This is a genomic window from Lentzea sp. NPDC020367, assembly GCF_044387305.1.
In the GTDB taxonomy this organism is placed as follows: domain Bacteria; phylum Actinomycetota; class Actinomycetes; order Mycobacteriales; family Pseudonocardiaceae; genus Lentzea.
This window is the reverse complement of record NZ_JBIRVV010000010.1, coordinates 148096-174611: the sequence shown is the minus strand read 5'-3', so window position 1 is coordinate 174611 and position 26516 is coordinate 148096. Positions and strand designations below refer to the sequence as shown.

The following is a 26516-nucleotide window of genomic DNA, read 5'->3' as shown; positions in this document are numbered from 1 at the left end:
GGAGGTCGGCCATGTGCTGGTCACGTCGCGGCCGCGTGACGACCGTTGGCGCGCTCCAGGTGGCGGAGGGCGCGGTTGGCGGCGTGGTATCCGCTCATGCCGTGCACTCCCGCCCCAGGTGGTGTGGCGGCAGAGCACAGGTACACGCCGGGCAGTCCGGTGTCATAGGGGTGGAGGGTCAGGCGCGGGCGGAACACCAGTTGGAACGGGTCGTTGGCCCCGGTGAGGATGTTGCCGCCGACGTAGTTCGGGTTGCCCCGTTCCAGCTCGCCCGGATCCTTGGCGGAGCAGGCCACGACCCTGTCCGCGAAACCGGGGGCGAAGCGCTCGATCTGGTCGATGATCGCGGCGGTGGCGTCGCCGGCGTGACCCTGCGGGACGTGCGCGTACGCCCACACGGGATGAACGTCGCTCGCGGATCGGCTCGGATCGGCGAGGTACTGCTGTCCGACGAGTACGAACGGCGTGGCCGGCATTCTGCCCTGGTGTACGTCACGGGTGGTGCGGAGCATCTCGTCCGGATCCCCGCCGAGGTGCACGGTGCCGGCCGCGGCACAGTTCGCGTCGCGCCACGGCACGCCGCCGCGCACGGCGAAGTCGACCTTGAACGCCGCCGGCCCGTAGCGCCAGCGGTGGTACGCCCGGTGCACCCGCTTCGGCAGCCTGCCCTCGAAGATGCGCGCAGCCGAGGCGGGAGCGGTGTCGAGCAGTACGACGTCCGCCTCCGGAAGGTCCGAAGTGGACTCGACTGGTCTGCCCGTCTCCGTCCTGCCGCCGAGGTCGTGCAGCAGCCCGGTCAACGCGTCCGTGATCGCCTGGGAGCCGCCTTCCGCGACCGGCCATCCGAACCGGTGTCCCGCCGCGATCAGCATCGCGGCGACGGAGGAGGTCATCGGCGCGCGCAGGTCGTGCATCACGTGAGCGGCGGCGCCGAGGAACAGGCTCTGCGTGGCCGGTGAACGCCACAGCTTCCGCATCAGCGCGGCGGGCGGCACCGCGCGCAGTCCGAACTGAGCCAGCCGCAGCGGATGCGACGGCCACCGCGTCAGAGGCCCCAACAGGTCACCCGCGGTGGTCTCGACATGCGCGGCCAGAGGGCCGAAGACCTGCAGCCACCGCTCACCGTCGCCCGCCGGGAGACCCGCCGCGGTCTCCTCTGCCGAACCGCGCAGCACCGCGCACGTACCGTCGTCCAGAGGGTGGGCGAGCATCACCTCGGGATGCCGCCATCGCAACCCGTACCGGTCCAACGGCAGCTCCCGCAGATGCGGTGAGAGCACGGCGGTCGGATGCACCGCCGAGCACTCGTCGTGCAGCATTCCTTCGACGAGCTTCTCGGTCGTTCGCGCGCCACCGCCGAGCCGGTCGGCGGCTTCGAGGACCGTCACCGCGACGCCGTGCTGGGCCAGCCGGACGGCTGCCGCCAGCCCGTTGGGGCCCGATCCGACCACTACCGCGTTCGGCACTGCACTGCCTGCGGGTCGGCGAAGACGTCACGCGCCTTGTCTCGGTCCTGGAGGACCAGAAATCCACAGAGGACGGTGTAGAGCGCGGCCATGTACTTGACCGAGGGGTAGTCGAACGCGAAGTCCATCAGCGTGATGTTGAGCCCGATCACGAACAGCGCACCCGCCCCCACGAACGTGGTGCGGCGGAACAACAGCATGACGGCGGGAACCAGCTCGAAAAGGCCGGTGATCCGGCCGTAGAAGGGTGAGTACCCGTAGAAGAGCCACACCAGTGAAGTGCCGTCCACCGTGGACTTCGAGAGGTCGTCCCAGTCGCCGTAGTAGTACTGGCCGCCGAACAGCTTGACGCACCCGTACATGACGAAGATCGCCGCCATCAGCAGCCTGATGACGAGGATCGTCTTGGAGGGGGCTTTGTTCCAGATCATTCCGCGGCTCCGGGGTTGGGTGCGGTCGTGTCAACGCGACTCATCGTCACCGCGGCCTGGCACCAGCACATCCTGCGCCGGGTCCGTCTCCGCGGCCTGGAGGACGAGCCACCTCCTACCGCGGTAGGAGGTGGCCGGTTCGTGATCGACCTACCATCGTCGTCGTGACTTCCTGGAACCGCGCGTGGCCGGTGGCGGTGCGATGGGGGCCCAGGTTCGCGCCGCTGGCCATGGTGGTCGCCTCGACGCTGTGGCTCGCCGTGCCCGCGCCGGACACCAGTCCGTCGGCGTGGATCGTGCCCGTGGCGTCCTCGCTGCTCTTCGTCGCGGGCCGGCGGTGGCCGCTCCCGGTCTCACTGGCGCAGAGCCTGCTGGTGCTGACCGCGTTCCTGGTGAACGCTCCCGGTCTCGGCCCGGCGCAGGTCTGCGCGGCGTTCTCGCTGGGCGAGCTGGCGATGCAACGGTCCTGGCGTCCGCAACTGCTCGTCGGCTGCGGGGGAGCCCTCGTGGCCGACACGATCTACCTCGCGGCACAGCAGGACGACCGGCCGGTGGTCGTGGCGTTGAGACTGGCGTTGGTCATCGTCGTTCCCGTCCTCGCTGGACGGCACCTGAGGTCGATGAGGGAGCTCGCGGCGCGGCAACGTGAGGAGAAGGCGCTGATCCTGCGGGTGCGGGACGCGGAGGTCTCGGCAGCGCGGGAAGCCGACCGGATCGCCGTCGCGCGGGAGTTGCACGACCTCGTTGCCCACCACGTGTCCTCGATGGTGCTGCGCTCGGCCGTGGCACGTCACGCCGCGACCGGCGCCGAACAGCTCCGGGAAGTGCTCGACGACGTGCACGCCACCGGCTCGGCCGCGTTGCGGGACCTGAGGGAGCTGGTGGCCGAACTCCGCGACCCCGCGGTTCCCTCCTCGGTCGGCGCGAGTCCCGCCTGCCTCGCCACGGCGGTGCACCAGGCCGCCGAGCGGTGTGAACGCGCGGGCTTCGAGGTGCGCACCGACTTCAGCGACACCGCCGAACACCTGGACGCGTCACGTCGTCTCGTGGTGCTGCGGATCGTCCAGGAGTCGCTCACCAACGTGATGCGGCACGCCGAACCGGGCGCGGCAGTGCTGCTCAGCGTCCGGGAGTCGGCCGGCTGCGTCGACGTCGAGATCAGTGACGGCGGGGGAGCGCCACCTCGTCCTGCGCCCGGCGGGCACGGCATCACCGGGATGGCCGAGCGGGTCGAGCGGCTCGGAGGATCCTTCCGCGCGGGCCCGACCGAACGGGGCTGGTCCGTGCGCGCCCGCGTGCCCCGCCAGGAGCAGCCGGCATGATCCGCATCCTCATCGCAGACGACCAGCAACTCGTGCGCGCCGGTCTGCGCATGCTCTGCGAGAGCGCGCCGGACGTGCAGATCGTCGGCGAGGCGGCCGACGGCGCCGAGGCCGTGCGGGAAGCGGCGCGGTGCCGGCCCGACGTGGTCCTGATGGACCTGCGCATGCCCGTCGTCGACGGCATCGCGGCGACCCGCAAGATCCTCACCGACAACCCCGGAACGCGCGTCGTCGCGCTCACCACCTTCGACGACGACGATCACCTGTACCCCGCGCTGGCAGCCGGCGCACAAGGGTTCCTCGTGAAGGACTCCACCCCGGACGAACTGCTGGCGGCGATCCGGCGGGCGGACGCGGGCGAGCAACCGTTCAGCCCCGGCGTGCTGCGACGCCTGGTGAGCAGGGTGATCCGGGAGGAAACCGGACCGGAGCCGCCGAACGCCCTGCGCGGTCTGACGCCGCGCGAGCTCGACGTGCTCGTGCTCCTGGCCGAGGGACTCGGCAACCACGACATCGCCCAGCGGCTGCACGTGGGCGTGACGACGGTGAAGACACATGTCGCCGCACTGATGACGAAGACGGGTGCGGACAACCGAGTCCGACTCGCGGTCCTCGCCCACTCAGCCGGGCTGCTGTGACCCAGGCCACTTGTCCTCTGTGGAGTAGCGGACGTTCCGTGTCCTCTTCGAGCGCGAGAGTACGACGCGCAGACGGCACTGGGCCGTTGCCAGCAAAGGAAAAGACGGACATGACTGTTCTCAGCGCGTTGGGCTCGACCAACTGGATCGCCGTGCTGCTCGCCGTGGTCGCGTACTCCGTGATCGGCGGTGTCTGGTTCGCGGTCCTGTTCGCCAAGCCGTACGCCGCGGCGCTCGGCAGGGAGAGCACCCCGAAGCCGGCGCAGCCGGCGTTGTTCTTCGGCGGACCGGCTGTCGCGACGTTGTTCGTAGTCACCACCACGGCGGCGCTGATGGCGGCGCTGAACATCGACGCCGTCGGTGACGCCATCGTGTTCGCCCTGGTCGTCGGAGTCGGCTACCTGGTCGCCAACACCGTCATCATCGCGATCAACCCGAACATGCCGCGGCCGCTGTTCTACAGCCTGATCTCCGGCGCGTACCACCTGGTCGGCATCGTCGTGACCGCGCTGATCGTGGTGGCGTTCTGATGAAGACGCGCGTTCTCGGACGGACCGGGATCGAGGTCAGCGCGTACTGCCTGGGCACCATGATGTTCGGCCAGGTGGGCAACCCCGACCAGGACGACTGCGTGCGGATCGTCCACCGCGCGCTCGACGCCGGGATCAACTTCGTCGACACGGCGGACGTGTACTCCTACGGCGAGACCGAGGAGATCGTCGGCAAGGCCCTGCGCGGCCGCCGCGACGACGTGGTGCTCGCGACGAAGGTCAACGGCGTGATGGGCGAGGGCCACAACAGGTCCGGCAGCTCGCGGCGCTGGATCATCGCCGAGGTGGAGAACTCGTTGCGGCGCCTGCGGACCGACTACATCGACCTCTACCAGGTGCACCACCCGGACCCGCGCACGGATGTCGAGGAGACGCTGTCCGCGCTGACCGATCTGGTCAGGTCCGGCAAGGTGCGCAGCATCGGCTGTTCCAGCTTGCCCGCCTCCGAGATCGTCGAGGCGCACTGGGCGTCCGAACGGCGCGGGTACGAGCGGTTCCGCACCGAGCAGCCGCCCTACTCGATCCTCAACCGGGGCATCGAACGCGAGGTCCTGCCCGTGTGCGAGAGGTACGGAATGGGCACGCTGGTCTGGAGCCCGCTCGCGATGGGCCTGCTCACCGGCCGGCACCGCAAGGGCCGCCCGTCGGACGCGCACGCCGCCCGCATGCACTGGGTGCCGCGCCACATGACCGACGAGACCAAGCTCGACGCGGTGGAGCGGCTGATCCCGGTGGCCGAGAAGGCGGGGATGTCGTTGACGCACATGGCGATGGCCTTCGCGGTCGCGCACCCCGGTGTCACGTCGGCGATCATCGGGCCGCGCACCATGGCGCACCTCGACGACCTGATCGCCGGCGCGGACACCGTGCTGGACGACGACGTGCTCGACCGGATCGACGAGATCGTGCCGCCCGGCACCGACCTCGGCGCGCTGGACGTCTCCCACGTGCCGGCGGCCCTGTCGAACCCCGTCCTGCGGCGGCGCCCGTCCGGCGACCGCGCCGCGGCCTGACCGCCATGTCCACCGTGCTGAGCCGGCGCGCCCTCAACCGGGCCGCGCTGGCTCGCCAGCTGCTGCTCGACCGGTCGCCCGTGCTGGTGGCGGACGCCGTGGCCCACCTGGGTGGTCTGCAGGCGCAGTCGCCGCAGGAGCCCTTTGTCGGGCTGTGGTCGCGACTGCGGGCGTTCGACCCGGATGTGGTGTCACGACTGCTGCTCGACCGTCGCGTGGTGCGCACCCACCTGATGCGGCGGACCGTTCACCTGGTCACCGCGGACGACGCGCTCGCCTGGCGGACGCGGCACGACGCGATGCTGCGGCAACGCGTGCTGGGCGTGTACCGGCGCGAGCTCGGCGGGATCGACCTCGACGAGCTCGCGGCGGCGGGCAGGGAGGTCATGGCCGACGGAGAGCCGCGCACCATGGCCGAGATCGGCGGTGCACTCGCCGTCCGCTGGCCGTCCGCCGGGGCACGACCGCTCGGCGAAGCGGTGATCGCGGCACTGGTGCCCATGGCCCAGCTGCCCCCGCGCGGTCTGTGGCGGACGACGGCGGGGGTGCGCAACAGCCTGCTGTCGTCGTGGCTGCGCCGCGACGTCGACCCGCCCGCGGCGGACGGCTCCGACCCGGTCGGCCGGGCCCTGGTGCGGCGCTACCTGGCCGCGTTCGGACCGGCCGCGACCGCCGACCTGCGCGCGTGGTGCGGCCTGGCGGGACTGCCGGCGGCGGTGGCGGCGGTGCGCGACGAGCTGGTGTCCTTTCGCGACGAACGCGGCCGTGAACTGCTGGACCTGCCCGACGCGCCCCGTCCCGACGAGGACACCCCGGCGCCGGTGCGGTTCCTGCCGGCGTTCGACAACGCGATCCTCGGCTACGACGACCGCGGCCGGATCATCGACTTCGAGCACCGGTTGCTGTCGGTCCAGGGCGAGCGGACCGTCCTGGTCGACGGGCGGGTCGCCGCCACGTGGGCGCAGGACGGCCTCACGGCGGTGGTCCGGCCGCTGCGCCCGTTCACGCGGGCCGAGCGCGACGCCGTCGAGGAGGAAGGCGTCGCGGTCGCGTCCTTCCTCACGACCGGCGACGAACCCGGCGTGCGCGTGGAGGATTCGCCGCGGTGACGGAAAACCGAGGCGAGGTCGTGCGGCGGCTGGGCGTCGTGCTCATGGACCTGCGGATGCCGCGGATGGGCGGCATCGAGGCCACGCGATCGTGCAGCAACGTTTGGTCGCCATCGCCGTCGCCGACGAGACGCGGCGAAGCCGTTCGGCGAGCAGGCTGACAGTCAGGGAGGTCGTGGTCGACTAGTCCTAAGAGGATGGTCGGAGGCGGAAGCTCGCGTGCTTTCTCCAGATGTCCGGTCTCGCAGAACAACGGTCTTGCCGCGCACTTCGGCACGGCTGGTCTCCTGGCGGCAAAGCGACGCGTTGTGTGAGATCTGCAACGTGCCAGCGGTTGTGCCTCACCGGCGCAGGGGCATAGCGTGGAGAAGGTTTTCGGGACACCGGCAACGGCGGTGTTGGCGCTTCTCGCGGTGGCCGATGGAGGTGTTCACGTGGTTCAGCAGTCCGGCGGGGCATTGGACGTGCTGACCGCCGATCCAGCGGACAACGACGGAATCGTGGTCGTCACCCTTGTCGGCGAGGTCGACATGATGATGGAGGGGTCTCCGCTGGCCGAGACCCTCGACATCGTGAACGGCGGCCCTGCCGGACTGGTCGTCGACCTGCAGGCGGTGACCTTCTTCGGGTCGTCCGGCATCAACATGCTGGTGGCCGTTCAGCGGGTCGCGCGCTCCCGGGGCGTTCCGTTCGCGATCGTCGCAGGTCACGCGGTGCGAAGGCCCCTTGAGCTGACCGGCACGGACGTGTTGTTCCTGCTGCGTCCTGACCTGCCGAGCGCTCTCGCTGCCGTTCGGGCGTTGCCTCCCGTGGTGCCACCTCAGTCACGGCACTGACGAGTCACGGCCTCTTGGCGGCCGTGCAGCCGACGACGGCCCGAACGGACCTTGCCGTTGACGCGTCCTCCACGACGACTTCGACGGACCGGCCGGAACGTCGGCGCCTCCCACTTCGCGGTTCTCCAGGAGCGCGCGACTAGTGTTCGCGGGACACGCGACAGCCTGAGGAGGCTTGAGTGACTGCAGACGCAGGGCACGGCCAGCGCTTGACTGAGCTGGTGCGGGCCAATGCCGACTCGTTGATCGACAGGTGGGTCGACTCCGCGGCGGCCCAGCTGCGCGGACGGTCCACGAAGGTCGAGCTGGAGCGTGACTTCCGGGAGCTCTTCGAGGCGTTGCTGCCGCTGATCGGCCTTGACGGCAGGGACATCTCCGGGCCGGAGTTCGGTGACATCCGGTCGTGGCTGGACGAGTACTCGCGCTCCAGGGTGCGGGTCGGCTTCACGCCGTCGGAGACCGCGTCGAGCGTGTTCTCGCTCAAGCGCGAGGTTTTCGACCTCACCCAGAACGACGACGACCCGAAGGTGTTCCGGCAGGTCCTCTCGTTCTCGGGGCTGCTGGACGCTTTGGGGCTGTGGACGTTCGAGTCCTACGCGCGGGCTCGCGAGGAGATCATCAAGGAGCAGTCCGAGCAGTTGCTCGAACTGACCACGCCCGTGGTGAAGATCTGGGAGGGCGTGCTGGCGGTGCCGCTGGTGGGCACGCTGGACTCCGCCCGCACGCAGGTGGTGATGGAGAAGCTGTTGCAGGCACTGGTGGACACCGGTTCCGAGCACGCGATCATCGACATCACCGGTGTGTTCGCGGTGGACACCCAGGTCGCGCAGCACCTGCTCAAGACGGTCGTGGCGGCGCGGCTGATGGGTGCGGAGTGCATCGTGTCCGGCATTCGGCCGCAGATCGCGCAGACGATCGTCGCGCTGGGCATCGAGTTCGGTGACATCGTCACGAAGGCATCGCTCGCCGACGCTCTGCGGCACACGTTGCGGGACGCGAAGGGCCGCGCCGGTGCTGATGCGGTGCGTGGCGAGGTCGGCTGATGGAACGCGTCCCGATTCTGAAGATCGGCGGCCTGCTGCTCGTCTCCATCCAGATCGACCTGCAGGACCAGAGCGTGCTGGCGCTGCAGGAGGACCTGGCCGAGAAGATCAGCGCTACCGGCGCGCACGGTGTGATCATCGACATCTCGGCGGTGGAGATCGTCGACTCGTTCATCGGGCGGATGTTCGCCACGATCGCGTCCATCTCCAGGTTGTTCGACGCGGACACGGTGGTCGTCGGCATGCGCCCGGCCGTCGCGATCACCCTCGTGGAACTGGGTCTCACGCTCGGCGGGGTGCGCACGGCACTCGACCTGGAGCGCGGGATGAAGATCCTCCGCCAGCTCGGCCATCAGCGCAGGGGTGCGCTCGCGCATCCCGACGAGTTCGCGCAGGACGTCTGATGCCGCCCCGGCCCGAGGGGCCGGAAGAGGTCACCATCAGCGCGGACGACGACGTCGTCCGCGTCCGCCAGCTCGTGCGGGTGTACGCGCAACGGGCGAAGCTCTCCCTGGTCGACCAGACGAAACTCGTCACGGCGGCGAGCGAACTCGCCCGCAACACGCTCGTGTACGGCGGCGGAGGCGCGGCCCTGGTCGAGGAGGTCGACGACGGTCGCCGCACGGGTGTGCGCGCGTCGTTCCGCGACGAAGGTCCCGGCATTCCGGACCTCACCCTCGCGCTCGCCGATGGCTGGAGCAGTGGGAAGGGGCTCGGCCTCGGGCTGAGCGGTGCCCGCCGGCTGGTCGACCAGTTCGACCTCGACACCGAGGTCGGCCGCGGCACGATCGTGACAGTGGTCAAGTGGAAGAGGTGACCGGCACGACCTGCCTTCCCCTCGTGCGGGACGAGGTCTGGGTGACCGTCGAGGAGACCGCCCAGGTCGGCAGGGCACGGCGCGCGGCGACCTCGCTCGCCGAGCGGCTGGGGTTCGACGCGACGCGGACGGCCGAGGTGGGCCTCGCGGTCACCGAGGTCGGGACGAACCTCTACAAGCACGCTCAGCAGGGTGTCGTCCTGATCCGGACCATCCGGGGCGAACGGGATGCCGCGATCGAGATCGTCGCGCTGGACCGCGGACCGGGAATCGGGGACCTGACGCTCGCGCAGCAGGACGGGCAGTCCACGACGGGCACGCTCGGCGTCGGACTCGGTGCGGTCGCCCGGCTGGCGACCACCTGCTCGATGACCTCGCAGCTGGGGCGGGGGACCGCTCTGGTGGCGCGGTTCCTGCTGGCGGCGGATCGTGAACCGGAGTGGTCGGCGGAACCCGCTGCCGGACTCACCAGGCCGATCGGCGGAGAGGACGTCTGCGGCGACGCGTACGCCGTGTGCCGCAGCTCGGACAGGTTGGTGCTGATGATGTGCGACGGGTCCGGCCACGGACCACTGGCGGCCGCCGCGTCCGAACTCGCGGTGCGGATCTTCCGCGACGAACCGGCCGGTCAGCCGGAGGCGGTGGTCGCGCGCCTGCACGCTGCCCTGCGGGGTACCCGCGGTGGTGCGGTGGCGGTCGCCGACATCGACCTCGTCACCAGGAAGGTGCGGTACTGCGGGCTCGGCAACATCGCCGCGGCGGTGCTGGCGGACGGTCGCAAGCAGGGCATGATCTCGGTGCCCGGTGTGGCCGGGCATCAGGCACGCACGATCCGCGCGTTCGACTACGTGCTGCCGGAGAGGGCCGTGGTGGCGATGCACTCCGATGGCCTCACCGAGCGGTGGGGCGTGGACCAGGCCGGCGACCTGGTCGTCGATCCGCCCGTGCTGATCGCGGCGACCCTGCTGCGGGAGGCGGGGGTGCGCAACGACGACGCCTGCGTGCTCGTGGCCAGACCCGCATGACCGCGACCGAGCTGCTGAGGCTGGTGATCGGCGGCGAGCCGGACGTCTTCCTGCTGCGCCAGCGCGGGCGGCAGGTCGCCACCGCGGTCGGCCTGGACGGGCAGAACCAGGTCCGGATGGCGACCGCGCTGAGCGACGTCGGCCGGGAGCTGGTCCGGCAGGGCGTGACCACGACCGCGGTGTTTCGGCTGCGGCGCGGCAGAGCACCCGCCTTGCTCGTCGAACTGTCCTGGCCCGGCTCCGTGTCGACGGATTCGGGCCCAGGCTGGGACACCGCGCGCAGGTTGATGAACGAGGTGCTCATCACCGCCACGGGTGCGACGCTCACGAAGAACATGCCCTCCGACGCCACGACGGTCGACGAGGAGCTGCTGCGCGAGCTTCAGGACAACGTCGGCGGAAACGCGCTGGACGAGTTGCGCGCGCAGAACCAGGAACTGCTCGAAACGCTGGAGAACCTGGAACACAAGAGCAAGGAGCTGGAGAGGCTCAACGCCGAGCTGGAGGAGACCAACCACGGCGTGGTCGCGCTCTACCAGGAACTGTCCGACGAGCTGGAGCAGACCAACCAGGGCGTGGTGGCCCTGTACGCCGAACTCGACGCCAAGTCCGCCGAGCTGCGCGACGCGGCCGCCGCACGCATCCGGTTCTGGTCCAACATCAGCCACGAGCTGCGCGCCCCGATCAACTCGGTGGTCGGCCTGACCCGGCTGCTGGGCGCCCCCGGCGGCGACCCCATGACCGACGACCAGCGCCACCACGTCGACCTGATCAACGAGTCCGCGGCGACGTTGCTCGCCCTGGTCAACGAGCTCCTCGACACGGCCAAGGCCGAGTCGGGCAGCCTCCGTCCGAGGCTCGCGCCCGTCGCGCTCGACTACGTGATCACGCAGCTGCGCTCGTCGGTGCGGCCGACGCTGCGCTCCGGTGACGTGAGCCTGGTCGTCGACCCCGTCGGGGACCTGCCGTCGCTGGTCACCGACGAGACCATGCTGGTCCGGATCCTGCGCAACGTGCTGTCGAACGCCGTCAAGTTCACCCAGCGCGGCGAGGTCCGCTTCACCGTCCACCAGGGCGACGGCCCCGACGAGATCCGGTTCGTGGTCACCGACACCGGCATCGGCATCCCGCAGGGTGAGCAGAGCAGGGTGTTCGAGGAGTTCTACCAGGTGCCGAACGCGCTGCAGGTGGGCGCGAACGGCACCGGCCTCGGCCTGTCGTACGCGCGCAAGCTCGCTGAGATCCTCGGCGGCACGCTGACGCTGAGCAGCACACCGGACGTCGGAACCGAGGTCGTGCTGACCCTGCCCAGCGCCAAGGACGAGTCCGCTCGGCCCGCGCCGGTCAAGCGCGCGTTGATCGCCGACGGCGACGACGAGGGCAGGCGCCGGCTGCGCGAGGCGTTGGGCGACCTGGCGAACGAGATCCTCGAGGCCGAGGACGGCCGCGCGGCGCTGAGTCTGGCCAAGTCCGAGAGGCCCGACCTGGTGCTCGTACAGGCGAGCACGCCGCTGATGAGTGGCAGCGCGGTCCTGTCGGTCCTGCGTCTCGATCCTGATCTGAGCGACGTGCCGGTCGTGATCGTGTGCGGCGACGACCCCGGCGGCCTCGCCCGCACGGTCAACAGCCTGAGCGCCGTGATGCTGCACGAGTCCCGGATCTCGGCGGACTCGGTGAGCCGAGCGGTCAGGGACGCCCAGCTCACCGCGCGCAGAACGGACAGCCGATGAACCCGACAGCCATGAGTGGCGGACCGGCCAGGGTCCTCGTGGTCGACGACCTGGACGCGAGCAGGTTCATCGCCAGCAGCTGGTTGCGCCGCAGCGGCCACACGGTCGTCGAGGCGACGACGGCCGCGGCGGCGTTCGCCGCACTGGACGCGCAGTTGTTCGATCTCGTGCTGCTCGACGTGCACCTGCCCGACATGAGCGGGTACGACGTCACCGAGCGGATCAAGGCCGATCCCAGGACGAGTTCGATCCCGGTCGTGATGCTGTCGGCGACCTACATCGAGCCGGAGGACAAGGTCACCGGTCTCACCCGAGGTGCGGACGCCTACCTCACCGAACCCGTCGACCCCGGCGAGCTGCTGGCCAACGTCGAGGCGGCGCTGCGCTACCACCGCGCCCGTGCACTCGCCGAACACCTCGCCGACCGGCTGACCCGGTTGACGGCGGCCACCTTCACGATCAACGCGGCCACGACGTTCGACGCGCTGGCGGAAGCCGCCGCGATCGGCGCGGCCGACGTGCTGGACACCGAGGCGACCGCCGTGCTCACCACGCCGTCCGGCGACGTCCGCGTGGCCACCGCCGCGGACCGCCGGTCGCCCGCACAGCCGCACTCGGACATCGCCGGTGTCGAAGCCTGGACGTCCGCGCTCAACCCCGGCGTCGGTGTCATGGTGGCCGATGTCGACGCCCTGCCGTGGCCACCGGAAGCACCCGCGGTCGTGGCACTGGCGCGCACCAAGCCGCGCAGGTCGCCGATCTGCATCGCGGTCGACCCCCAGGCCGTCGGGACCTCGGACGACCGCAACCTGCTGCGGCAGCTCGCCCAGGCGACCGCGCTGGCCGCCGAAGGACTGCACACCTTCGCGGAGGAGCACTCGCTGGCGTTGACGTTGCAGCGCAGCCTCCTGCCGCGCACGCTGCCGCACCACCCCGCGCTGCCGATGACCGCTCGCTACGAGCCCGCGTCCAGCAACGCCGAGATCGGTGGCGACTTCTACGACGTGATCGAACTCGACGGCCGCATGCTGATCGCCATCGGCGACGTGTGCGGCCACTCGATCGAGGCCGCGACGGTGATGGCCGAGGTGCGGCACACGTTCCGCGCGTACGCCCTGGAAGGTCATTCGCTCGCCGAGATCCTGCGCAGGGTCGACACCATGCTCGAGCGGTTCCACCCGACGGGCGGCCTCACGACCATGTGTCTGCTGCTCGTCGATCTGGAGGCGGGCACGATGGCGGTGGCGAACGCCGGTCACGTTCCGCCGCTGGTCGCTGACGACCAGGGCACTCGCTACACCACGGTCAAGGGCCCGCTGCTCGGCCTCGGCATGGACCGGCCGGAGGCGACCGAATTGCCGCTGCCGCGTGGCACCACCGTCCTGCTGACCACCGACGGCCTCGTCGAACGCAACGGCGTCGATCTGGACGAGGGGATGGAGAAGCTGCGGGCGGCCGTGTCGTACGCGGACGACATGGACGAGCTCGCCGACCGGCTGATCGCCCAGCTCGGTCAGGGCAAGCAGGACGACATCGCCCTGCTCCTGCTGCGCCGGCTCGCATGACGGCCCCCGACGCCGTGCTGGAGCTGCCGGTTCAGCCGGGCCTCACCATGTCGTCGATCCGCCGCGCTCTCACCGCCGCGCTGGTCGATCTCGGCGAGGACCACCTCTACGACGTTCTGCTCGTGGTGACCGAACTCGTGAGCAACGTGCTGGACCACACTCCGGGCGCGGGACGGTTGCGCGTTCTGCGCGGCCGGGTGCCGTGCGTGGTCACGATCGAGGTCGACGACGAGTCGACCGGGGAACCGGTGCGCGGCCGCTCGCGCTTGGGAGAGCATCGGGGCCGGGGGATCGTGGTCGTTGACAACATCTCGCTGGAATGGGGAATCCGGCCCCGGCGAGGCGGCAAGACGGTGTTCGCCCTGGTGAGTTGCGTCGGTTAGGTCATCGAACCGTGTGGTCCATTCCGGACAGTTCGAGGATCCGGGCTGGAGCGCTGTTCCGCTGTGCCGCCACGGAGAGCAGCCGGCCGCGTTCCTTCGCGAGTGCGGATGCCTGCAGCAGCAACGCGATGCCCGAACTGCTGAGGTACTGCAGTCCGGTGAGGTCGATCTCGACCGGGCGGCCGCCCGGCGTGTCGATCCGCGTCAGCAACGGATCCCGCAGTTCGTCCACTGTGGTCGTGTCGAGATCGCCGGTCAGCAGGAGCAGCTGGACCGGTTCGTCCGCACCGTCCGTCAGCCCGGTCACCACCGGCGGCCGGGTGGAGCGCGGCGCGGATGGCGCCGTCCGCACACCCGGTGTCGCGGGCACGTGGAAGCGGATGATCGTCCCGTCGTCGCCGGCGACCAGGTCGACCTCGTCGCTGAGCGCGCGGATCATGGTCAGGCCGCGGCCCCGGTAGCCCTTGTCCTGCGGCTCCGGTCGCCAGTGGCCGCGGTCGGCCACCGTCACCCGCACACCGCTGCCGGTCCATTCGAGCGAGACGTCGAACTCCCCGCCGCCGGCCGGATAGGCGTGGTCGACCACGTTGGTCGCCGCTTCGCCCAGCGCGAGTTCCACGTCGTAGGTCGCGTCCTCGCCGATGCCCACCAGTTCCGTCCACGCCGTCGCCGCTCGCCGCAGCGCTGACAGCTCGTGCGAGGACGCAGGCAGGTGCCGGACGAACGGTGCCGGCAGATGTCGTGCCACCACGAGCGCGACGTCGTCGGACTGGCCGTCTTTCAGGAGCGCCTCGATGACGTGCTGCGCCAACGCCGCCGGCCCGAGAGAGGACGCTCCGGTCACGACGTCGACCAGCCTGCCCAGCCCGTCGTCCAGAACCTCGCCACGTCGCTCCACGAGGCCGTCGGTGTAGAGCACGACCGACGCACCCGGCGGCAACAGCGCGGCGTGCTCGCGCGGCCTCGTCGGCCCGCCGGCGCCCAGCACCGGGCCGATCTCGTCGAGGAGCAGCCGTGCTTCCGCCTGATCGACCACGACGGGCGGCGGGTGCCCTGCCGCGGCCCAGCAGAGTTCGCCCGTGCCCCAGTCGAAGACGAGGCACGCGCAGGTGCTGCCGACCGCGCCGTTCACCCGAGTCGTGAACGTGTCGAGGCGCCGCAGGGACTCGGCGGGGGAGTGCCCGTCGAGCAGGTATCCGGTGAGCGCGCTGCGCAGTTGCCCCATGACCGCGGCCGCGGCGGGTCCCTTGCCGACGACGTCCCCCACCGACAGCCCGACGCGGGTGGCTCCGAGCGGCACCACCTCGTACCAGTCGCCGCCGATCTGCGAGTGCTCCGTCGCCGGCAGGTAGCGGGCGGCGCTCGCGAGCCTCGGCAACACCGGAAGTTCGCGCGGCAGCAGGCTTTCCTGCAACGCGGCCGCGATCGCGTGCTCACGTCGCAACGTCAGTTCGCGCTCGGTCACGTCCCGGCCGATCGCCTGCAGGCCCGTGGGGGTGTGCTGAACGCTGAGCTCCAGCGCGACCTCCGTGCCGTCCGCGCGACGCAGGTTCACCACGTGCGACGTGGACAGGTCGGCGGGCAGGTCGGCGAGATCCGACAGCGGCGTGCCGAGCAACTGGTCGGGCTGGTAGCCGAGCAGGTCCCCCGTCGCGGGGTTCACCGACACGAACCTGAGGTCGTGGTCCAGCAACCAGATCGCGTCGGTGGCGCGTTCCACGAGCCGCCGGTGCCGCTCCTCGCTGTCGCGCAACGCCCGGTCGGCGTGTGCCCGCTGCAGCGACTCCCAGCACCGGTTCACCACCACCGACACCAGGTCGACCTCGTCGCGCGTCCACCGCCGCACGGACGCCTGATGCACCGCCATGGCCGCCACGAAACGCCCGCCCCGCAACAACGGCAGGCAGATCACCGCCCGAATGCCCGTCACCCGGTACGCGGCGAGGTCCTCGGCGTCCAGGCGAGGATCGTCGAGCGAATCGACCACCACCCAGGGCTCACCCGCCCGCATCGCCGCCAGCGCGCCGTTGCCGAACGCGCGCATGGCGAACCTGCCCGGCAACGGCGGCAGCCCGGTGGCGTGGTCGCCGCTCATGACGAAGTGGTTCTCGTCCTCCTCCGTCCGGGCATACGCACAACGGTCCACACTCAGGTGCTCGCCGAGCATCCTGGTGGCCAGCGCCATGAGGTCTTCCGCGTCGTCCAGCAGTTGCGACTCGCGGTCCAGCAGATCCAGGAACTGCCTGCGCTGCTCGGCCGCGCGTTGCGCGGTCACGTCGATCAACACGCCGCTACGGAGCGTGCCGCGCACACTCGCCTTCTCCAACAGCCACATGAGTTCGCCGGACGCCGTGAAGACGCGATACACCGACTCGTAGTCCCCGTCGGAATCCCAGCGCAGGCGTGCGGACTTCTCCCTGTCGTCGGGATGCGTTATGCGGCCCCAGAAACCGGTGTCAGCGAGCCAGTGTTCCAGCGGATGACCGAGCAGCTGTTCGACGGAACGGCACAGGTAGGTGACGGCGCGAGAACCGGACTCGCCCTGCCAGACGACGACCGGCAACTCGTCGACGAGGGAGGCGAAGTCCTGCCCCGGGTCACTCATTCCAGCTGCCTCCACAACGCCGCGAACCCGCGAAGAGTGGCCTGGCTGCTCAAGCACACCTCGGCGAAAACCCGACTCTACTGGAGCCGCCTCACCTGCACCGTTCTCTGCTGGATCGACGACACCGCGCTCGAACGAGGTCGGTCGGGGTGCGGCCTTGAGGTATCTCTTCACTATTGCTTCAGTGTTGACCGAAGTCAGGTCGGCAACTCCGAAAGCAGCTTCTTGAACGGCGGAGGACGATCGCGTGTCAGTCGGCGGTCTGCGGTTAGGATGACGGCCGGCGAGTTCCGCGCCGAACCTCCTGACCGAGTGCTCACGCCACTCGGCTGTCGCGGAGGCAAAGGGGACCTGTGCGCCTCGGAACGCTGACCTCGTCATGCCTCGACCAAGGCTGTCGCGGCATCTGGACGCGTGGGGTTCGGGTGCCAGTGGCGACGGCCGAGGAGTTCGGTGATGACGTCACGCAAGCAGCTCAAGGCTCAAGTTCGCGCACGCATGGCCAAGACCGGTGAGCGGTACACCACCGCGCTGGCACACCTGACCGGTGCGTCGCCGGACGGCGGATGGGTGTTGCGCGGAGGCACGGACCCCGACGCGGCAGGCCTGAACACCATGCTCGCCGCGAGGGGGATCTCCGGGCTGACGGAGGCGCTGTTGTTCGGCATCGGCGGCGGGATCGGTGCGGGCTACATCCTGTGGGAGTTCAAGCACGACAACAGCTGTCACGTGACCCTCGGCTTCAGCAACTCGTGGCAGTACGTCACCCGCCGGACTGAGAAGGTCCTTGCGCGCCTGGGGATCGAGGCCGAGTGGCACCGGTCCGCGCCCAAGGCCGCGCAGGCGTGGCTGACCGGCCGGCTCGACGCCGGAGACGCCGTGATGGTGTGGCCCGACCGGTACCAGATCGGGTACTGGGACCTGCCGGAAGGGCTCGACGGCCACGGCGGTCACCCGGTCGTGGTGTACGGCGGTTCTGGCGACAGGGTCTACCTGGACGACCGCAACCTGGCGCCGCTGACCGTCGCGCGTGCGGACCTGGACCGGGCCGTGGCCCGTGTGGGCAGCTGGAAGAACCAGGCGCTCGTGATCACCGGCTCCGATCGCACCATCGACGTCGAAGCGGCTGTCCGTGAGGGCCTGCGGGACGTCGTGGAGCACCTGTCGCTGAAGTCGGACTCGTTCTCGTTGCCGGCGTGGCGAAAGTGGTCTCGGATGATGACCGACACCAAGGCCGCCAAGGCGTGGCCGAAGGTGTTCGCCGACGAGCAGGGGCTCGATCTCGCGTTGCAGAGCGTGCGGGAGGGAGTGGACGGCCGGTACGGGGTCACGGGCGGGAACCTGCGGCCGTTGTTCGCCGATTTCCTCGACCAGGCAGGGCATTCCGGGCTGGCGCCGCGGTGGCGGGAGATCGCCGAGATGTGGCACGCGGTGGGGGAGTCGACGGAGTTCGCGGAAATGGGCAGGCAGCTCGCTGAGCTGTACGAGGCGGAGACCGATGCGATCGCCCGGCTGAAGACAGCCGTGGACTGATCGAGACGTGCACCAGCGTGCCCGGGACGCTCGACGCGCCCGTCAACGTCACTCTCCTCGGCGATGCGATCCACGCGATGACCCCGACCCTCGGGCGCGGGGCGAACGTAGCGATGCGCGACGCCACTGTGCTTGGCCGCGCGCTGAAAGCAGTGGCGGACGGCCGGCTCGCCCTGGCCGAGGCGCTGGCGTGCTACGAGCGCGACGAGCTGACCGCGTACGGCTTCTCCGTGGTCACGGAAGCAGCCCGGATCGGTGAACAGCGGATGGCCCAGAACCCCCTGCCCGAGTAGCCCGTACCGATGGCAGTCACGCCCCACCGTCTCCCGGCCTGCAACGGGAGACGGTGGGAACAGCGCACAACCGGGTTCAGGAGTCGTACACGCACGTCTTCACGACGTTCGATGCGCTGATGCGCAGGCCGCCACGGACCACTGGACTAAGTGGGACGCTGTCCCATATTCTAAACGGGACAGCGTCCCACTTGATTCGGGGAGAGAACATGCCGGTGACTTACGTGCTGGTGCACGGTGCATGGCACAGCGGTCAGAGCTGGGCACGGGTCGTGCCGCGGCTGGGAGCGAGCGGCAGGCAGGTGTTCACCCCGACGCTCACCGGCTACGGCGAGACCCGGCACCTGCTGAGCCCGGACACGGGGCTCGGCACGCACACGGCCGACGTCGTGCGGCTGCTGGTCGAAGAGGACCTCCGCGACGTCGTGCTGGTGGGGCACAGCTATGCGGGCATGGTGATCTCCGCGGTGGCCAACGAGGTTCCCGAACGGATCGCGCGGTTGGTCTACCTCGACGCCATGGTGCCGGTCGACGGCGAGAGCGCGATCGACGTCATGCCCGGTATCCGGGGCATGATCGGTGACGACTGGCGGATGCCTCCGCCGCCCGCGCCGTTCGGGTTGTTCGGCATCACCGATCCCGCTGACATCGCCTGGCTCACCACGATGGTCTCCGACCAGTCCACGCGGTGCCTGGAAGAGCCGGTCGCCATGGACAACCCGGCTCTGGACGCGATTCCCCGCACGCACATCCACTGCACGGTGAAACCGGAGGACATCGAGTTCCGTCCTGTGCACCCCGTGCAGCCGAACGGGGAAGCCGCCGACGTGCGTGAGCTGGCGACGGGACACGACTGCATGATCACCGTGCCCGAGGAACTGGCCGAGATGCTGCTCGACATCGGTGACCTGGCTGCCTCACGGCTGTCCTCCCCGGTCGGTGCCGGTCGATAGGATGCGGTCATGAGCGACGTTCCTGGCGTTGCGGGCCCACCGCCGCGGCGCGCCGACGCGAGGCGCAACGCCGGGAACGTGCTCGAAGCCGCGGCCGCGGTGTTCGTCACCTCCGGCGTCGACGCGCCGATCCGCGAGATCGCCACCCGAGCCGGAGTGGGAACCGCGACCATCTACCGCCACTACCCGACGCGGGCCGACCTGATCGTGGCCGTCTACCGGTCGCAGGTGCAGTCGCTCTCCGAGACGGGCCCCGCCCTGCTCGCCGCCGAACCGAGCCCCCACCGGGCGTTGGCGAAGTGGATCGACCAGTTCGTCGACTTCGTCATCACCAAGCAGGGGCTCGCGTCCGTGCTGCAGTCCGGCGAGTCGTGCTACGACCCGCTGCACGACTACTTCCTCGAGCATCTCGTGCCGGTGTGCACGCGATTGCTGGAGTCGGCCGCGGAAGCCGGCGAGATCGCTCCTGGCCAGGACCCCTACGAGCTGATGCGCGGTGTCGGCAGCATCTGCGCGGGCGTGTCGGTGCACAAGGGCACTTGCTACGACGTGCGGCACCTCGTGCGACTGCTGGTCAACGGCCTGCGTAGGGTCCCGGCAGGCGCCGGGAGCTGACCTTCGCGCGGAATCCGGTGCCCGGCTGATCCTGGTAGTGGTGCTCCAAGGCCGCGTCGAGGTCGCTGATGCGGCCGTCAGCTTCATCCGTGCGGCGGTTTTCAGCACGCACGACCCCACACGCGCGCCGCGGCGGTGAGTCCCGCCGCGCCGCTACCTGTGATCACCACATCGAATTCCGCGTGGGGGCCATCCAACGCCTGAACTGAGCCTCGTGTTCTCCGCCTCCTGGTGACAGGGCTGTCGGTTCCGCACCGAGGGCGCGGGCAGCTCCGGGCGAACTGCGTCTGGTCCGTCAGACGCAGGTCCAGGTCACGGGAACCCAGCGGCCGTCAGTGGACTTGCGCTGCCCGGCGAGGTCGTTGTTCTCCGCCACCGCGCGAACGCGTTCGCCGACGGCGAGCTCGCCGAAGAACTCGGTGCCGCGCCAGACCTTCACGGTCCGCCGTTCACCGTTGCCGTAGGCGCCCCAGGAAGCCACCTGGCCCGCGACGTTCGCACCGATGGCCGACGCATCCTTCACCTCGTACCGTTGCAGGCCGGCACCGGTCGCGACGTCCCAGCGCCACAAGCCGGTGTCGTCGCCGAACTTCCTGCCGAGCGCCTGGCTGCCCTGGGACATCTGGATGTTCACGTCCGGGGAGCTCTCCAGGTCGGAGCGCACCCCGGCCAGGGTCACCACGTACCCCTTCTCCGTCACCACGCGCCCCGCGTCGTCGATGCCGATGGCCACGTCGTCCGCCACGAACTGGTAGGTGCCGGGGTTGCCGCGCGGCCACACCACCGCGCGGTAGGGCGGCTGCCCACCGGAGACGGTGCCGACGATGTCGCCCGCCTCGTTGATGCCGTCAGCGGACGTCGTGCTCCCCGCGGGCATGGGCAGCGCCTGGAACGTTCCGTTCCGGTACACGAACGGCGAGCGGGTGCGCCCGTCGTACCCGACCAGTTCTCCGCTGCCGTTGACCCCAGCGAGCCAGAGCTGGGTGGTGACCGGTGCGTTCACCGCGATGGACGTCCCGTTCTGCCACAGCAGCAGGGCACCGGAGGGCGCCTGCCCCGCCAGGTAGCCGTTCGGCCCGGCGAACAACGCCGCACCACCGGTGATCCCCGCCGGCAGCGGCAGCTCCGCCGGTGTCCAGGCGCACGGGGCCTGAGCGTGCGCCGGCACCGCCGGTGCCAGCAACGAAAGAAGCGCAGCGCAAACCACGGTCATGCGACGCATGTGAGTCCCCCATGTCGAGCCATCCCCAGTGCCGGGATTCTTACACGCGCCGGACCGTTGTGGAGTCAGTCCGTTCGAATGAACCCATTGGCCACAATCGGGTTCAGGACAACTGGCATTGGTGGGTGGCGCTCATCGGGCATGATCGCGGCTTTGCTTGCGCCCGTGGTCCGCGCAGGGCTGCGTCGGCTCCGGCTCTTGGCAAGCCCGGGTGCGGTGCTGAGGTGGCATTGCGACTTGATGAAGCACCGCCACGCCTGTACGAGCGTGAACCGAGGGCCTGGACGTCCGCAACGTCGCGAACACTGTTGCGACCGACCGGTCTGCGGTCGTGCCAAGACCCGGTCCAGTGTCCCTGAACAGCGCGTTCATGCCATTCCCTGAGCAGGATGTGTGAGTGGGTCAGCCGATCGCACGTCGCTCGGCGTTGCGGGCTTCCAGCTGGGCGAACCAGTGCTGTCCCGGTGCGCCGCAGGTGTCGCGGATCTCGTGCTTGAACTCGTGCGTGTTGGCGTTCAGGAACTGAACCCTGCCGAGTCCGGTCGCCACCTCCGCCCGCAGCTGGTCCCGTCCCCACGTCAGGCGTCCCGCAAGCCCTCTTGCCTCGGCGCGGCCTCGCAAAGCCCGCTGTTCCATGTGGGACACCGTCTTCAACGAGACCTGGGCCGACGAATAGACGGCGTACACGGTGTCGGCGCAGAGGAACGACTCGAAGTGGCAAAGCCGCAGCCGGTGAAACTCCACATCGGACCGGACCGGCCTGGTCCACCCGGCCTCCGGGGACGACACGCGGTTCGTCGCCTGCGGCGGGGGTGACCACGCGCGGAGCTCCGCGAGGCGCGCCTGCACCTGCAGGACCTGCTGGTGCACCCGTTCATTGGCGGCGCGAACCTCGTACAGCGTGCGGTCGACCTCGGCGACGGTGTGCCTGATCTCCTCGACGGTGATGGGGTCCGGGCGCGGCCGCCGGTCCCACACCCAGATCGCCAGCAGCACCGCGCCGCCGAACACCCCGGCCGTGAAGGCGACGGGCAGGTCGGCACCGATCTGCCCGGTAGCGGTGGACATCACGAACGCGAGAACGTTCAGAACGCCGAGCAGCGCCGCACCCAGGTTGAACGTCCACGCCCACCGGGTAGCCCGCGGTTCGGTGCGCAACCGGCCGTTCTTGCTCAGCACGAGCCGAACCAGCCCCGTGGCCATGGGCAGTGACAACGCCGCGAACACCAGCCACTGGGGTAAAACGTCCAGCGAGCCGGTGATCAGGGTGCGCGCCGCCATCGCCGGTGCCAGCAGGACCGTCATCAGGAACGAGATCAGCGACATCCCGACGCAGGACGCGAACAAGGCGAGCGCACAGCCGCCGTAGCCCTTGGTGCTGTCAGACATGGCCAGTTCATCACACCGCCGAGACTGATCGTTACAGCCCGAACGAAAGCGCTGAGCGGTCTTGCCGTCGATGGCTGGAACAGCCACAGGAGTGAAGTCGCGGCAGGCACCGCGGCCGCGCTCGCCGTCCTGGAGAGCCTGCTGTCCGCGACGGTTGCTGACGGCATGAGCGTGAACCAGCGCCACGACCCGGACCGTGAACCCTTCGGCCAGGGCATCGCGAACGTCATCACGCCGGTGTTCGCCGCAGCGCGCTGGTGGCTCGGGGTTCCTCGCACGGCAGCGGTTTCGGCCGACGACGTCAGGGTCGGCCTGGGCATGGTGGCTGGTAGCGCAGGCCGGGGAAGTAGCGGTTCCACTCGGCTTCGGTGATCACGGTGTGGACGGTGTCGCAGGCGTGGGCGACGGTTCGTTCGAGGTCGGTGTCCATCAGCCGCAGCTGGGCGTTCCAGTCGCCGGTGATCAACGTGCGGCCGTCGGCGCCGAAGACCACCGCTTCCACCGCGTCGAGGCTTCCGGACACGGTGGCCGGCCCCGTCACGTGGCGCGGGTCGGTCACGTCCCACAGGCGCGTGGTGCGGTCATCGCCCGCAGTGGCGAGGGTGTGTCCGTCCGGGCTGAACGCCACCGTGTAGACGCTGTCTTCGTGGCCGTTGAGCACCGCCAGCGAGGTCAGCTGGTGGGGATCCGAGACGTTCCACAGTCGTGCGGCGCGGTCTTCGCCGACCGTCGCAAGGACCTGGCCGTCCGGGCTGAACACCACCTCGTACACCCCGTTGTCGTGGCCGGGGATGTTGACGAGTAGCGCGGGCCGCTGAGCGTCGGTCACGTCGTACAACCAGATTCCCGGCTCGTCGCCCACCACGGCCAGTGTTCGGCCGTCGGGGCTGAACACGGCGTCGTGGAGCACGTCGCGGAAGCCGTCGATCACGGCGGTCTCGGTGGCTCGGCGTGGGTCGGTGACGTTCCACAGCCGCACCGTGCGATCCCAGCCGACCGAAACCAGCGTGCGGCCGTCCGGGCTGAACGCCACCGCGTGGATGTTCACCGCGTGGCCGATCAGCGGGGTGAGCTGCGCTGGGTTTCGAGGGTCGGTGAGGTCCCACAACCGCACGACGTGGTCGAAGCCCGCCGACGCCAATGTGCGTCCGTCGGGGCTGAACGCCACTGTGTAGACCGGTTCGGTGTGGCCGGTCAGCGTGACGACTTCCTTCGGCTTTCGCGGATCGTTGATGTTCCACAGCCGCACGACGTGGTCGTCGCTGCCCGTTGCCAAGGTCTGGCCGTCCGGGCTCAACGCCACCGACATCACCACGCTGCTCTGCTGGACCACAGCCAGCGGCAGGGTGCTGATCAACCCGTCACGGGTGTGGGTGGAGGGGGCTGTGCGGTGGGCGGCCAGCGCGAGCTGCACGGCCAGCTGAGGGTTGGCCGGATGCAGCGCAGCCGCTTCGTCCGCCACGATCTGCGCCCGGATGGCGTTGCGTTGTTCGGTGGCCGTTCGCTGTGCGATCCCGGCGACGATCGTGGCGGTGACGGCGACCAGGGACACGACGCTGAGCAGCGCGACGAGTCTGCGGAGCCGACGGCTGGTGGTGATCTCGGCGGACCGGCTGGCGTCGAGGAAGCGCCGCTCCCGTGGTGACAACGCGGACTCGTGCTCGCCTGCCCAGTCGAGCGTGAGCGCGAGCCGCGCACCCCGGTACAGCGCGCCGCTGTCCTCTCCCAGCGACTCCCACGCGTCCGTGGCGTCGGTGAGCCGGCGGTGCAGGTGGATGCTTTCGCGGTCGTCGTGCAACCAGCCGTGCAGCCGTGGCCAGGCCCGGATCAGCGCCTCGTGCGCGATCTCGACTCCGTCCTTGTCCTTGGCGAGCAGTCGCGCGCGGGTGAACGCTTCGAGCACGGCGGCGAGGTCGGGGGCATCGCCGACCTCGGAGGTGTCGAGCCGTCGTTTCGTGTCCTCGGTGCCCTCGCCGAGCGCGACCAGCCTGCCGAACAACGTCCTGGCCAGTTGCTGCCGCGTCTCGCCCAGGCCGGCGAACACCTCTTCGGCGGTGCGGCTCAACGCACCGTCGAGCCCGCCTGCCTGCTGAAATCCGGCGACCGAGAGGCGGTTGCCGCTGCGGCGGGCCCACACCTGCAACAACACGTGCGACAACAGAGGCAGGACTCCTGGCCTGCCGTGCGCCTGCGTGAGCAGGTCCGCCACCAGGGAGTTGTCCACCGTGCAGTTCATCCTGCCCGCGGGCGCCACGATGGCCTGGCGCAACTCCTCCGCGTTCATCGGCCCGGCGACGACCTGCCCGTCCGGCATGGCGTCGACCAGCGCCGGATGTGCCGAGCAGTGCGCGAAGAAGTCCGACCGCACGCCGAGCAGTACCCGGCATCGGCTGCCCTGCGTGTTCGCCGCGACGGCCAGCGCGGCGATGAACCTGGCGCGCTCGACATCGTTGTCGCAGAGCGTGAAGACCTCCTCGAACTGGTCGACGACGATGACCGTCTCGCCGTCCCCTGACATCTGGGACACGAGTCGGTGGAGGGCTCGGTCGTCGCGCCACTCGTCCAGCACCGCCCCTGCGGTCACGCCGAGTTTCGAGGCGAGCAGGATCGAGCACCGTTCGATCGGATGTGTACCCGGGGTGAACAGCAGCAGTGTTTTCCCCGCGGCGGTGAGGGCGGGCACCACGCCCGCGCGCAGCACTGACGACTTGCCCGATCCGGACGCGCCGAACAGCAGCACCAACCGCTGCTGTTTGCCGACGACCTCGGCGACGAGACGCTCACGTCCGAAGAACAAGTGCTTGTCGTCCGGGCCGAACGCCCGCAATCCCACGTATGGCGCGCCGCTGAGCTCCTCGGCGGTGGACGTCATGGCTGAGTTCTCGTTGAGCTCGGCCGCGAGAGCGTGCCAGCGCTGTTCCCATTCAGCCTCGTCGCCGTCGCAGGCCCGGACGAATGCCAGCGTCACCGCCAGGCTGGGCAGCTTCCGTCCGCGTGCCGCCTCCGAGAGGGTGGTCGCCGAGTAGTGGACGACGCTGCCCATGTCCCGATAGGACGGGGTTGCCGCTTTTGTGCGCAGCAGTCGCAAGTCGGCGGCGAACTCCACGAGCGCCGAGCCGTCACGGACCAGTTCGCGTTCACTCCGCGGCACTGTCGATCGTCTCCCTCACAGCCTGTCGACGGACAGCTGCGCGCCTCGGTCGTAGGTCGGCGAACCTGCCACGTCCGAGCCACTAAAGCACAGCACGCGCGAACAGCTGCGATGGCCGGTCGATCCGGAGTTGATCGAGAAGATCGCGTTCTGGGCGGCCGCGCGACGCCGACCACGAGTTGCCGGAGCAGATCACTCCGGCAACAGGGGTTGAGGCAGGCCCAGGCGGGGCATCCGGGTGCGCGTCACCCCCAGGGAGTTCGGCGCCGAGGGGCGAGGACGCGGCAGTCGCGTACCTTCGGCGCCGGCGTCACCCGCCGCGGCACCCAGCCCACCAGGAAAGAGTCAGAGACTTGCACATCCAGCCCTTCTCGCGTCACGTCGTCACGAACTCGGGCACCGATGGCGACCGTGGTGAACGACCCGCGCCGGTGCACGGGCTCTTCAGCCACCCAGATGTCGATCACGCCGAGACGCGGTTCGGAACGCCTCACGACACGCCTGAGCGCTCCCACACCAAGCTCTTCCACGAGCCGCAGATCGCCGGCTGATCGCTTGCGGGATCGCGTGAGACGCGCCCGAGGTCTGTTGCGATGTGCAAGTACCTGTCATCGGGTCACTCGATCGTCCTTTGTCGACTGTCGACCGAGGACGGCTTTGCCTGACTCACCGCGACCTTCACGAAGGCGCTGGGCGGTCAGGACCGGGCGTCGCCGCGTGGCATCCTGACCGAGGACGTGACGCGGACCCTTCCCGGCGACAACCAGATCTCCGGAACCGCGTCCGGGCCGGAGGGCGTGATCGGGCGGGTGCGGAGGATCGACAC

General features: G+C 69.9%; 24 protein-coding genes. 18 read left to right on the top strand and 6 right to left on the bottom strand.

All coding sequences use genetic code 11. The features are described 5' to 3' along the window. Positions 1 to 20 precede the first annotated feature (20 nt). Both ACH413_RS34400 and ACH413_RS34395 read right to left on the bottom strand, forming a co-directional pair. A complete protein-coding gene (locus ACH413_RS34400) occupies positions 21 to 1466 on the bottom strand; it encodes an NAD(P)/FAD-dependent oxidoreductase (RefSeq protein WP_360045074.1) in 1446 nt (481 codons plus the stop codon). Beyond that, positions 1451 to 1897 (bottom strand): hypothetical protein, encoded by a 447-nt coding sequence (locus ACH413_RS34395; protein WP_360045071.1) that lies wholly within the window; start codon positions 1895 to 1897, stop codon positions 1451 to 1453. Before ACH413_RS34395 ends, ACH413_RS34400 begins: the two co-directional genes overlap by 16 nt. Positions 1898 to 2061: 164 nt before the next feature. On the opposite strand from ACH413_RS34395, the gene ACH413_RS34390 reads away from it, so the two are divergent. The 13 genes from ACH413_RS34390 (at position 2062) to ACH413_RS34330 (ending at position 13929) form a co-directional block, all read left to right on the top strand. Next, the gene (locus tag ACH413_RS34390) at positions 2062 to 3219 is read left to right on the top strand and encodes a histidine kinase (protein ID WP_360045068.1); all 1158 of its coding nucleotides are present in this window, start codon (positions 2062 to 2064) and stop codon (positions 3217 to 3219) included. Continuing rightward, positions 3216 to 3857 (top strand): response regulator transcription factor, encoded by a 642-nt coding sequence (locus ACH413_RS34385; RefSeq protein ID WP_360045065.1) that lies wholly within the window; start codon positions 3216 to 3218, stop codon positions 3855 to 3857. The genes ACH413_RS34390 and ACH413_RS34385 overlap by 4 nt, the downstream gene beginning before the upstream one ends. Before the next feature lie 110 nt (positions 3858 to 3967). Beyond that, positions 3968 to 4387: a DUF1761 domain-containing protein gene (locus ACH413_RS34380; RefSeq protein ID WP_360045062.1), complete on the top strand. Its 420-nt coding sequence runs from the start codon at positions 3968 to 3970 to the stop codon at positions 4385 to 4387. Beyond that, a complete protein-coding gene (locus ACH413_RS34375; protein WP_360045059.1) occupies positions 4387 to 5421 on the top strand; it encodes an aldo/keto reductase in 1035 nt (344 codons plus the stop codon). Before ACH413_RS34380 ends, ACH413_RS34375 begins: the two co-directional genes overlap by 1 nt. A gap of 5 nt (positions 5422 to 5426) precedes the next feature. Next, on the top strand, positions 5427 to 6530 hold the full coding sequence (locus ACH413_RS34370) for a winged helix DNA-binding domain-containing protein (protein WP_360045056.1): 1104 nt from the start codon (positions 5427 to 5429) through the stop codon (positions 6528 to 6530). Between the two features lie 434 nt (positions 6531 to 6964). After that, the gene (locus tag ACH413_RS34365; protein WP_360045053.1) at positions 6965 to 7366 is read left to right on the top strand and encodes an STAS domain-containing protein; all 402 of its coding nucleotides are present in this window, start codon (positions 6965 to 6967) and stop codon (positions 7364 to 7366) included. 179 nt (positions 7367 to 7545) lie between these two features. Next, on the top strand, positions 7546 to 8409 hold the full coding sequence (locus tag ACH413_RS34360) for an STAS domain-containing protein (RefSeq protein ID WP_360045051.1): 864 nt from the start codon (positions 7546 to 7548) through the stop codon (positions 8407 to 8409). Continuing rightward, the gene (locus ACH413_RS34355; protein ID WP_360045048.1) at positions 8409 to 8813 is read left to right on the top strand and encodes an STAS domain-containing protein; all 405 of its coding nucleotides are present in this window, start codon (positions 8409 to 8411) and stop codon (positions 8811 to 8813) included. The genes ACH413_RS34360 and ACH413_RS34355 overlap by 1 nt, the downstream gene beginning before the upstream one ends. After that, a complete protein-coding gene (locus ACH413_RS34350; protein WP_360045045.1) occupies positions 8813 to 9226 on the top strand; it encodes an ATP-binding protein in 414 nt (137 codons plus the stop codon). The genes ACH413_RS34355 and ACH413_RS34350 overlap by 1 nt, the downstream gene beginning before the upstream one ends. Continuing rightward, positions 9214 to 10251 (top strand): ATP-binding SpoIIE family protein phosphatase, encoded by a 1038-nt coding sequence (locus tag ACH413_RS34345; protein WP_360045042.1) that lies wholly within the window; start codon positions 9214 to 9216, stop codon positions 10249 to 10251. The genes ACH413_RS34350 and ACH413_RS34345 overlap by 13 nt, the downstream gene beginning before the upstream one ends. Next, complete coding sequence (locus ACH413_RS34340; RefSeq protein WP_360045039.1) at positions 10248 to 11981, top strand: ATP-binding protein; 1734 nt, start codon at positions 10248 to 10250, stop codon at positions 11979 to 11981. The genes ACH413_RS34345 and ACH413_RS34340 overlap by 4 nt, the downstream gene beginning before the upstream one ends. Continuing rightward, a complete protein-coding gene (locus tag ACH413_RS34335) occupies positions 11978 to 13546 on the top strand; it encodes a fused response regulator/phosphatase (protein ID WP_360045037.1) in 1569 nt (522 codons plus the stop codon). Before ACH413_RS34340 ends, ACH413_RS34335 begins: the two co-directional genes overlap by 4 nt. Then, positions 13543 to 13929: an ATP-binding protein gene (locus tag ACH413_RS34330; protein WP_360045034.1), complete on the top strand. Its 387-nt coding sequence runs from the start codon at positions 13543 to 13545 to the stop codon at positions 13927 to 13929. The genes ACH413_RS34335 and ACH413_RS34330 overlap by 4 nt, the downstream gene beginning before the upstream one ends. 1 nt (position 13930) lies before the next feature. Here the strand turns inward: ACH413_RS34330 and ACH413_RS34325 are convergent, their stop codons facing one another. Then, a complete protein-coding gene (locus tag ACH413_RS34325; RefSeq protein WP_360045031.1) occupies positions 13931 to 16534 on the bottom strand; it encodes a SpoIIE family protein phosphatase in 2604 nt (867 codons plus the stop codon). Positions 16535 to 16990: 456 nt separating this feature from the next. Here ACH413_RS34325 and ACH413_RS34320 point away from each other — a divergent pair, with 456 nt between their 5' ends. The 4 genes from ACH413_RS34320 (at position 16991) to ACH413_RS34305 (ending at position 19928) form a co-directional block, all read left to right on the top strand. Continuing rightward, positions 16991 to 18067, top strand: coding sequence for a BtrH N-terminal domain-containing protein (locus ACH413_RS34320; RefSeq protein WP_360045028.1), 1077 nt, complete (start codon positions 16991 to 16993; stop codon positions 18065 to 18067). Between the two features lie 17 nt (positions 18068 to 18084). Further along, positions 18085 to 18360, top strand: a complete 276-nt coding sequence (locus tag ACH413_RS34315; RefSeq protein ID WP_360045025.1) for an FAD-dependent monooxygenase — start codon at positions 18085 to 18087, stop codon at positions 18358 to 18360. A gap of 209 nt (positions 18361 to 18569) precedes the next feature. Continuing rightward, entirely contained in the window at positions 18570 to 19313 is a 744-nt protein-coding gene (locus ACH413_RS34310) for an alpha/beta hydrolase (RefSeq protein ID WP_360045022.1), read from the top strand. Between the two features lie 9 nt (positions 19314 to 19322). Further along, positions 19323 to 19928, top strand: coding sequence for a TetR/AcrR family transcriptional regulator (locus ACH413_RS34305; RefSeq protein ID WP_360045019.1), 606 nt, complete (start codon positions 19323 to 19325; stop codon positions 19926 to 19928). 295 nt (positions 19929 to 20223) lie between these two features. Here ACH413_RS34305 and ACH413_RS34300 read toward each other — a convergent pair whose 3' ends face one another. Together ACH413_RS34300 and ACH413_RS34295 are read right to left on the bottom strand one after the other, a co-directional pair. Beyond that, on the bottom strand, positions 20224 to 21141 hold the full coding sequence (locus tag ACH413_RS34300; RefSeq protein ID WP_360045016.1) for a hypothetical protein: 918 nt from the start codon (positions 21139 to 21141) through the stop codon (positions 20224 to 20226). 411 nt (positions 21142 to 21552) lie between these two features. Then, positions 21553 to 22539: a hypothetical protein gene (locus tag ACH413_RS34295; protein ID WP_360045013.1), complete on the bottom strand. Its 987-nt coding sequence runs from the start codon at positions 22537 to 22539 to the stop codon at positions 21553 to 21555. A 9-nt stretch (positions 22540 to 22548) separates the two neighbouring features. On the opposite strand from ACH413_RS34295, the gene ACH413_RS34290 reads away from it, so the two are divergent. Next, entirely contained in the window at positions 22549 to 22911 is a 363-nt protein-coding gene (locus ACH413_RS34290) for a SulP family inorganic anion transporter (protein WP_360045110.1), read from the top strand. Here the strand turns inward: ACH413_RS34290 and ACH413_RS34285 are convergent. Then, positions 22841 to 25690, bottom strand: coding sequence for a hypothetical protein (locus ACH413_RS34285; protein ID WP_360045010.1), 2850 nt, complete (start codon positions 25688 to 25690; stop codon positions 22841 to 22843). The genes ACH413_RS34290 and ACH413_RS34285 overlap by 71 nt on opposite strands. Positions 25691 to 26516: the final 826 nt, after the last annotated feature.

Bases quoted from the DNA above. Each gene is read 5' to 3' on its own strand.
- ACH413_RS34335 (WP_360045037.1), top strand. From the start codon at position 11,978: ATGAACCCGACAGCCATGAGTGGCGGACCGGCCAGGGTCCTCGTGGTC.
- ACH413_RS34350 (WP_360045045.1), top strand. From the start codon at position 8,813: ATGCCGCCCCGGCCCGAGGGGCCGGAAGAGGTCACCATCAGCGCGGAC.
- ACH413_RS34310 (WP_360045022.1), top strand. From the start codon at position 18,570: ATGCCGGTGACTTACGTGCTGGTGCACGGTGCATGGCACAGCGGTCAG.
- ACH413_RS34330 (WP_360045034.1), top strand. From the start codon at position 13,543: ATGACGGCCCCCGACGCCGTGCTGGAGCTGCCGGTTCAGCCGGGCCTC.
- ACH413_RS34355 (WP_360045048.1), top strand. From the start codon at position 8,409: ATGGAACGCGTCCCGATTCTGAAGATCGGCGGCCTGCTGCTCGTCTCC.
- ACH413_RS34320 (WP_360045028.1), top strand. From the start codon at position 16,991: ATGACGTCACGCAAGCAGCTCAAGGCTCAAGTTCGCGCACGCATGGCC.
- ACH413_RS34370 (WP_360045056.1), top strand. From the start codon at position 5,427: ATGTCCACCGTGCTGAGCCGGCGCGCCCTCAACCGGGCCGCGCTGGCT.
- ACH413_RS34340 (WP_360045039.1), top strand. From the start codon at position 10,248: ATGACCGCGACCGAGCTGCTGAGGCTGGTGATCGGCGGCGAGCCGGAC.
- ACH413_RS34385 (WP_360045065.1), top strand. From the start codon at position 3,216: ATGATCCGCATCCTCATCGCAGACGACCAGCAACTCGTGCGCGCCGGT.
- ACH413_RS34380 (WP_360045062.1), top strand. From the start codon at position 3,968: ATGACTGTTCTCAGCGCGTTGGGCTCGACCAACTGGATCGCCGTGCTG.
- ACH413_RS34295 (WP_360045013.1), bottom strand. From the start codon at position 22,539: ATGTCTGACAGCACCAAGGGCTACGGCGGCTGTGCGCTCGCCTTGTTC.
- ACH413_RS34300 (WP_360045016.1), bottom strand. From the start codon at position 21,141: ATGACCGTGGTTTGCGCTGCGCTTCTTTCGTTGCTGGCACCGGCGGTG.
- ACH413_RS34395 (WP_360045071.1), bottom strand. From the start codon at position 1,897: ATGATCTGGAACAAAGCCCCCTCCAAGACGATCCTCGTCATCAGGCTG.
- ACH413_RS34305 (WP_360045019.1), top strand. From the start codon at position 19,323: ATGAGCGACGTTCCTGGCGTTGCGGGCCCACCGCCGCGGCGCGCCGAC.
- ACH413_RS34375 (WP_360045059.1), top strand. From the start codon at position 4,387: ATGAAGACGCGCGTTCTCGGACGGACCGGGATCGAGGTCAGCGCGTAC.
- ACH413_RS34325 (WP_360045031.1), bottom strand. From the start codon at position 16,534: ATGAGTGACCCGGGGCAGGACTTCGCCTCCCTCGTCGACGAGTTGCCG.